The sequence below is a fragment of the Moraxella sp. CTOTU46934 genome (assembly GCF_031979465.1).
Lineage (GTDB): Bacteria > Pseudomonadota > Gammaproteobacteria > Pseudomonadales > Moraxellaceae > Faucicola > Faucicola tetraodonis.
Genome location: NZ_DALZEG010000012.1, coordinates 1 through 5,050, shown reverse-complemented (window position 1 = coordinate 5,050; position 5,050 = coordinate 1). Strand labels below are relative to the sequence as shown.

At 43.1% G+C, this 5,050-nt stretch carries 4 protein-coding genes; 3 read left to right on the top strand and 1 reads right to left on the bottom strand.

Annotated features, from left to right (window positions below; all coding sequences use genetic code 11):
* From RTN07_RS09255 to RTN07_RS09245, 3 genes are all read left to right on the top strand, one after another.
* Nucleotides 1-929, top strand: a 929-nt coding sequence (locus tag RTN07_RS09255; protein ID WP_312177650.1) for a copper resistance protein B, incomplete at its 5' end; no start/stop codon positions are given.
* 138 nt (nucleotides 930-1,067) lie between these two features.
* Nucleotides 1,068-1,451: a DUF305 domain-containing protein gene (locus tag RTN07_RS09250; protein ID WP_253852199.1), complete on the top strand. Its 384-nt coding sequence runs from the start codon at nucleotides 1,068-1,070 to the stop codon at nucleotides 1,449-1,451.
* A 303-nt stretch (nucleotides 1,452-1,754) separates the two neighbouring features.
* Nucleotides 1,755-4,364 carry a copper-transporting P-type ATPase gene (locus RTN07_RS09245; protein ID WP_312177645.1) on the top strand — a complete coding sequence of 870 codons (2,610 nt, stop codon included), beginning with the start codon at nucleotides 1,755-1,757 and terminating at the stop codon, nucleotides 4,362-4,364.
* Between the two features lie 302 nt (nucleotides 4,365-4,666).
* Here the strand turns inward: RTN07_RS09245 and RTN07_RS09240 are convergent.
* Nucleotides 4,667-5,050: type II toxin-antitoxin system MqsA family antitoxin (locus tag RTN07_RS09240; protein ID WP_312177643.1), on the bottom strand; the 384-nt coding region annotated here is incomplete at its 5' end.

Below are 5,050 nucleotides of genomic sequence, written 5' to 3'. Positions count from 1 at the left end.
TGGATCATAGCAAAATGGATATGTCAGGTATGGATCATAGCAAAATGGATATGTCAGGCATGGACCATGGCAGTATGGATATGTCAGGTATGGACCATGGCAGTATGGATATGTCAGGTATGGACCATAGCAAAATGGATATGTCAGGCATGGACCATGGCAAAATGGATATGTCAGGCATGGACCATGGCAAAATGGATATGTCTGGTATGCAAGGTGGTAAAGCTCCAGCTGATGCTCGCAGTCCTGACTATTCAAACGGCGTTCCCTATGGACGCTATGGTCAGCCTATGATGATGGGTGATATGCCGTTATGGGGTGTTTCTGTAGAACAGTTGGGCTATCAGTTTGATGACGATCAGATTAACTATGAGGTGGATGCTTGGTATGGAAAAGATGAGCGACGCCTAGCTGTACGCAGCGAAGGTAGTGTTCAGACTAAGGACGATAAAAAAATTGATAGTCTGACCTCACTGGCTTATTGGAAGCCGCTAAGTATTTTTTGGAATGGTGAAGCAGGTGTCGCTTATGATACCAAAAACGATAAGGCTGCCCTTATGGCGGGTATCGTAGGTACTGCACCATACTTTGTTGAAACAGATGCAAGAGCCTATCTCTATACTGATGGTCAAGTACGTCTTGACTTAGGTACGGCATATGAGTGGCGTTTGACTCAGCGTTGGGTTGTCAGACCAGAAGTAGGGCTGAAAGCCTTTAGTAAAGACGATACTGATAACGGTATTGCTAAAGGGTTCAATGATTTTGACGCTGAAGTTAGATTAATGTACGAGACTTTAAATCGTCAACTTGCACCTTACGTCGGTGTGAGCTATGAGACGGCTTTAGGCGATGCTCGAGATTTGCGCCGTCAAGAAAATAAATCGGTTGATAGCAGTAGTTTGACTGCGGGGGTTACATTCTGGTTCTAACATTGTCAAAATTATAGGAGATATATTATGAATACTTCTGATCAAAACAGCATGAATCATCAAAGCCATCAACAGGGCATGAATCCTTAAGTGAAGTTCACTTTGATGATTCTGACGTCTACGATTGTAATGTTTATCATGATGTATTTTAATACCTATCAGCTGGATCATGTTTATTTTAGTGAGACCCGAGCCTATATGGCATTATATATGGGCGCAGTCATGGCGATTATCATGCTCGCCTTTATGAGCAATATGTATAAAAAGACTAAGATTAATTTACTGGTTTATGGAATAAGTGTAGTAATGTTTGCTGTAGGTATTTGGGGTGTGCGTTCCCAAGCAACGGTTGATCAAGTCGATTGGATGCAAGCCATGATACCACATCACTCGATTGCCATTTTGACGAGCTCAAGAGCAGATATTGAAGACCCTAGAGTACAACAGCTCGCTGACGATATTATTAAAGCGCAAAAGCGTGAAATCGCTGAGATGCAAGCGCTTATTGAAGAGCTCGAATAGACGGCTATATATAGAGGTATGGCAAGCTAAGAAATTGATTATGAAAAAATGGTGATACCTAGTATCAGCGCTATAGTCTTCGCTGGTATCTTTACCTTAAAAGGACAGATTGCACAGATAATTAATGTGATTTTTTACCTACCCCTTCAACTGCAGTAACTGCTCTTTGTTTTACTGTTCTTATTTCAAAACCTCTTATTCCTATATCGAAATGTTCAATATCTGTCGATTGCTATTTTTGAGTGAGAGTGCTTTAAGAGTTGTACTTATTATCAATATTTATTGTCTTCAAGGAGTGGTTTTATGAAACATATTGCCGATGAAAAATCTATCAAAGGTGGTCAGTACGATAAAGTACCGGAAAATTATAGCGGTACGGTCTATATTTGTCCTATGCATCCAGAAGTAAGAGATGTTGAAAAAAGTGATTGCCCAATATGTGGCATGTTTCTTAAACCTGAAGACGAGGTTGCTGAATCCAACAACCATGAAGATAGTCATGCGCATTGTCATGGAGCGGATGCTAATAATAGTAATGAGGTAAATTCTGTCGAAGACGATAAGTACGACAAGATACCGGAAAATTATAGCGGTACGGTCTATATTTGTCCTATGCATCCAGAAGTAAGAGATGTTGAAAAAAGTGACTGCCCAATATGTGGCATGTTTCTTAAACCTGAAGACGAAGTTGCTAAAGATGATAGTCACGCTAGCTGTCATGGAAAGGATACTGATAGTAGCGGAGTAAAATCTGTTAAAGGCGGTAAATACGATAAAGTACCTGCTGATTACGATGGCACGGTATATACCTGTCCTATGCATCCTGAAGTGAGAGACGTTAGAAATAGCGGTTGTCCGATATGTGGTATGGCGCTTGAGCCCGAAACGCTTACTATCGGTGAAGAGGACACCTCAGAGCTTGACGACATGACTCGTCGTTTTTGGATCTGTACGGTACTCACTATACCGCTATTAATATATGTTATGAGCGGTATGTTTGGAGTTGACTTTAGTCAGTATGGTATACCTTCACAGGTTTTACAATGGGCTGAGTTGGTGCTTGCGACACCTGTAGTGCTTTGGGGGGCCGCCCCGTTTTTCGTTCGTGGCTGGCAGTCTATAAAAAGCCGCAATCTTAATATGTTTACTTTGATTGCGATAGGCGTAGGCGCTGCTTATGTTTTTAGTATTGTCGCGACCTTTTTTCCCAATATTTTCCCAGACAGTTTTAGAGACGCTAGTGGTCAAGTCGGAGTCTACTATGAAGCAGCAGCTGTCATTGTAACCTTAGTATTGTTGGGTCAAGTATTAGAGCTCAAAGCCAGAAGCCAAACTTCAGGTGCGATTCGAGCATTGCTTGAGCTAGCTCCACCGACTGCAAGACGTGTTGACGAAAACGGAGAAGAGATCGAAGTCTCGCTTGATGAGGTCGTCACTGGCGATAAGTTACGGGTTAGACCAGGTGAGAAACTACCCGTAGACGGTACAGTGATCGATGGTAATAGTAATGTTGATGAATCAATGGTGACGGGTGAGCCAATCCCTGTATCAAAAGTAGCAGGAGATACAGTGACTGGTGGTACGGTAAATGGCACCGGAACGCTATTAGTCGAAGCGGTCAATGTTGGAGCAGATTCAGTATTATCTAAAATTGTACAAATGGTTGCTGAAGCCCAGCGTAGCCGCGCACCTATACAGAAATTGGTAGATAAGGTAGCTGGGTGGTTCGTACCGATCGTGCTTATTTGCTCCGTCATTACCTTTATTGTCTGGGCGATATTCGGCCCTGAGCCCGCTATGGCCTATGCTTTGGTTAACGCGATTGCGGTACTGATTATTGCTTGTCCTTGTGCCCTTGGTCTAGCGACGCCGATGTCCATTATGGTTGGTACCGGCAAAGGCGCGCAAAACGGCGTCCTCATCAAAAATGCTGAAGCGTTAGAGAGTATGGAAAAAGTCGATACCATTGTCGTCGACAAGACCGGAACACTGACCGCTGGTAAGCCCGAGCTTACCACAATTGATGCGCAGGTAGGTCAAGATGAAGACGAGTTCCTCGCATTGGTAGCCTCAGTAGAAAGCGCTAGCGAGCATCCTTTAGCAGAAGCTATCGTTAGAGCAGCTCAAGAAAGATCACTCATTATTCCTAAAGCTACTGACTTTAATTCGACTACTGGCGAAGGCGTACAAGCCGTGGTCGATGGTAAGAAAGTCGCTATTGGTAACTCTAAGCTTATGGAAAGCCTAAATAGTTTTGATAATGAGCTGTCCACTAAAGCTGATGTCCGTAGAAAAGACGGTGAAACGGTAATGTTTGTGGCTATAGACGGTAAAGCTGCTGGTATTATTTCAGTTGCTGACCCTATTAAACCAAGCACTAAAGAGGCTATTTCACTGCTTCATGACGCAGGTTTAAAAGTTGTGATGCTAACCGGTGACAACGAAAAAACCGCGCAGGCAGTCGCCAATAAACTAGGTATTGATGAAGTTTATGCGGATGTCTCACCAGAGGATAAAAACCGTATCGTCAAAGAAATGCAAGACAGCGGTAAATTGGTCGCTATGGCGGGTGATGGTATCAACGACGCACCAGCGCTAGCGCAAGCTAATGTTGGTATCGCTATGGGAACCGGTACCGATGTGGCGATGGAGAGTGCGGGCATTACCCTGCTAAAAGGTGATTTAATGGGCATTGCCAAAGCTTATAAGCTTAGCCACGCCACCATGCGCAATATCAGACAGAATCTGTTTTTTGCCTTTATCTACAATGCACTTGGTGTTCCTATTGCCGCAGGTGTGCTCTATCCCATATTTGGGATTCTGCTTAGTCCGATGATAGCAGCGGCAGCGATGAGCTTGTCGTCATTCTCGGTGATTGCTAACGCGCTGCGATTGCGCCGTTTGAAACTATAATTCTGGTACGGTAAAAAGTGTTCTAAAGCACACTGACACATACTGGGGTTACCCCAGAATTCGGAGAAAATAGTACGTTAAGGAATTTAGTCGAGTATTTTTAAAATTGATAATGGTTAAGTTGTCTACAAAACGTCGGTTTTTTAGACACTTCCATTTCCACAAAAAAACAAGAGCAAACCGCCCTTATTTCTGTCAATCTACTTGTCTATAAAACAGCGTCAGATAAACCCATTATCTTGAGTTTATCAGAAAACTCAAAATAAGCTTAGGTCAGACTGGAAGTGGATATAGTTGGAAAACTACGCCAAATGAGCAATTTCATCAATTAACTCAGGTTTTTTGCCCAATAACTTAAGCAAGACTTGAGCTGAACCGCTAGGTTTACGCTGACCCTGTTCCCAAGACTTTAGCGTATTGACCGAAATACCCAATGACTTGGCAAATTGACTTTGCGACAAGCCTGTCTTTTGACGGACTTGGCTAACTTCCGATATGGGTACATACCGTCCTTCTCGCAATTGAGCGAGTGATTTGGCTAAACTATCTTTAATGACAATTGCATCAGGATCATCTTTAATAACCGCTTCAACAATATTGGCAATATCTACGTCAGAGAAATTAACAGGTTTGTAAGCCCCCGACCATCCCCCTATTGAGATGGTTTCCAGCAATGTGGTAGCAGG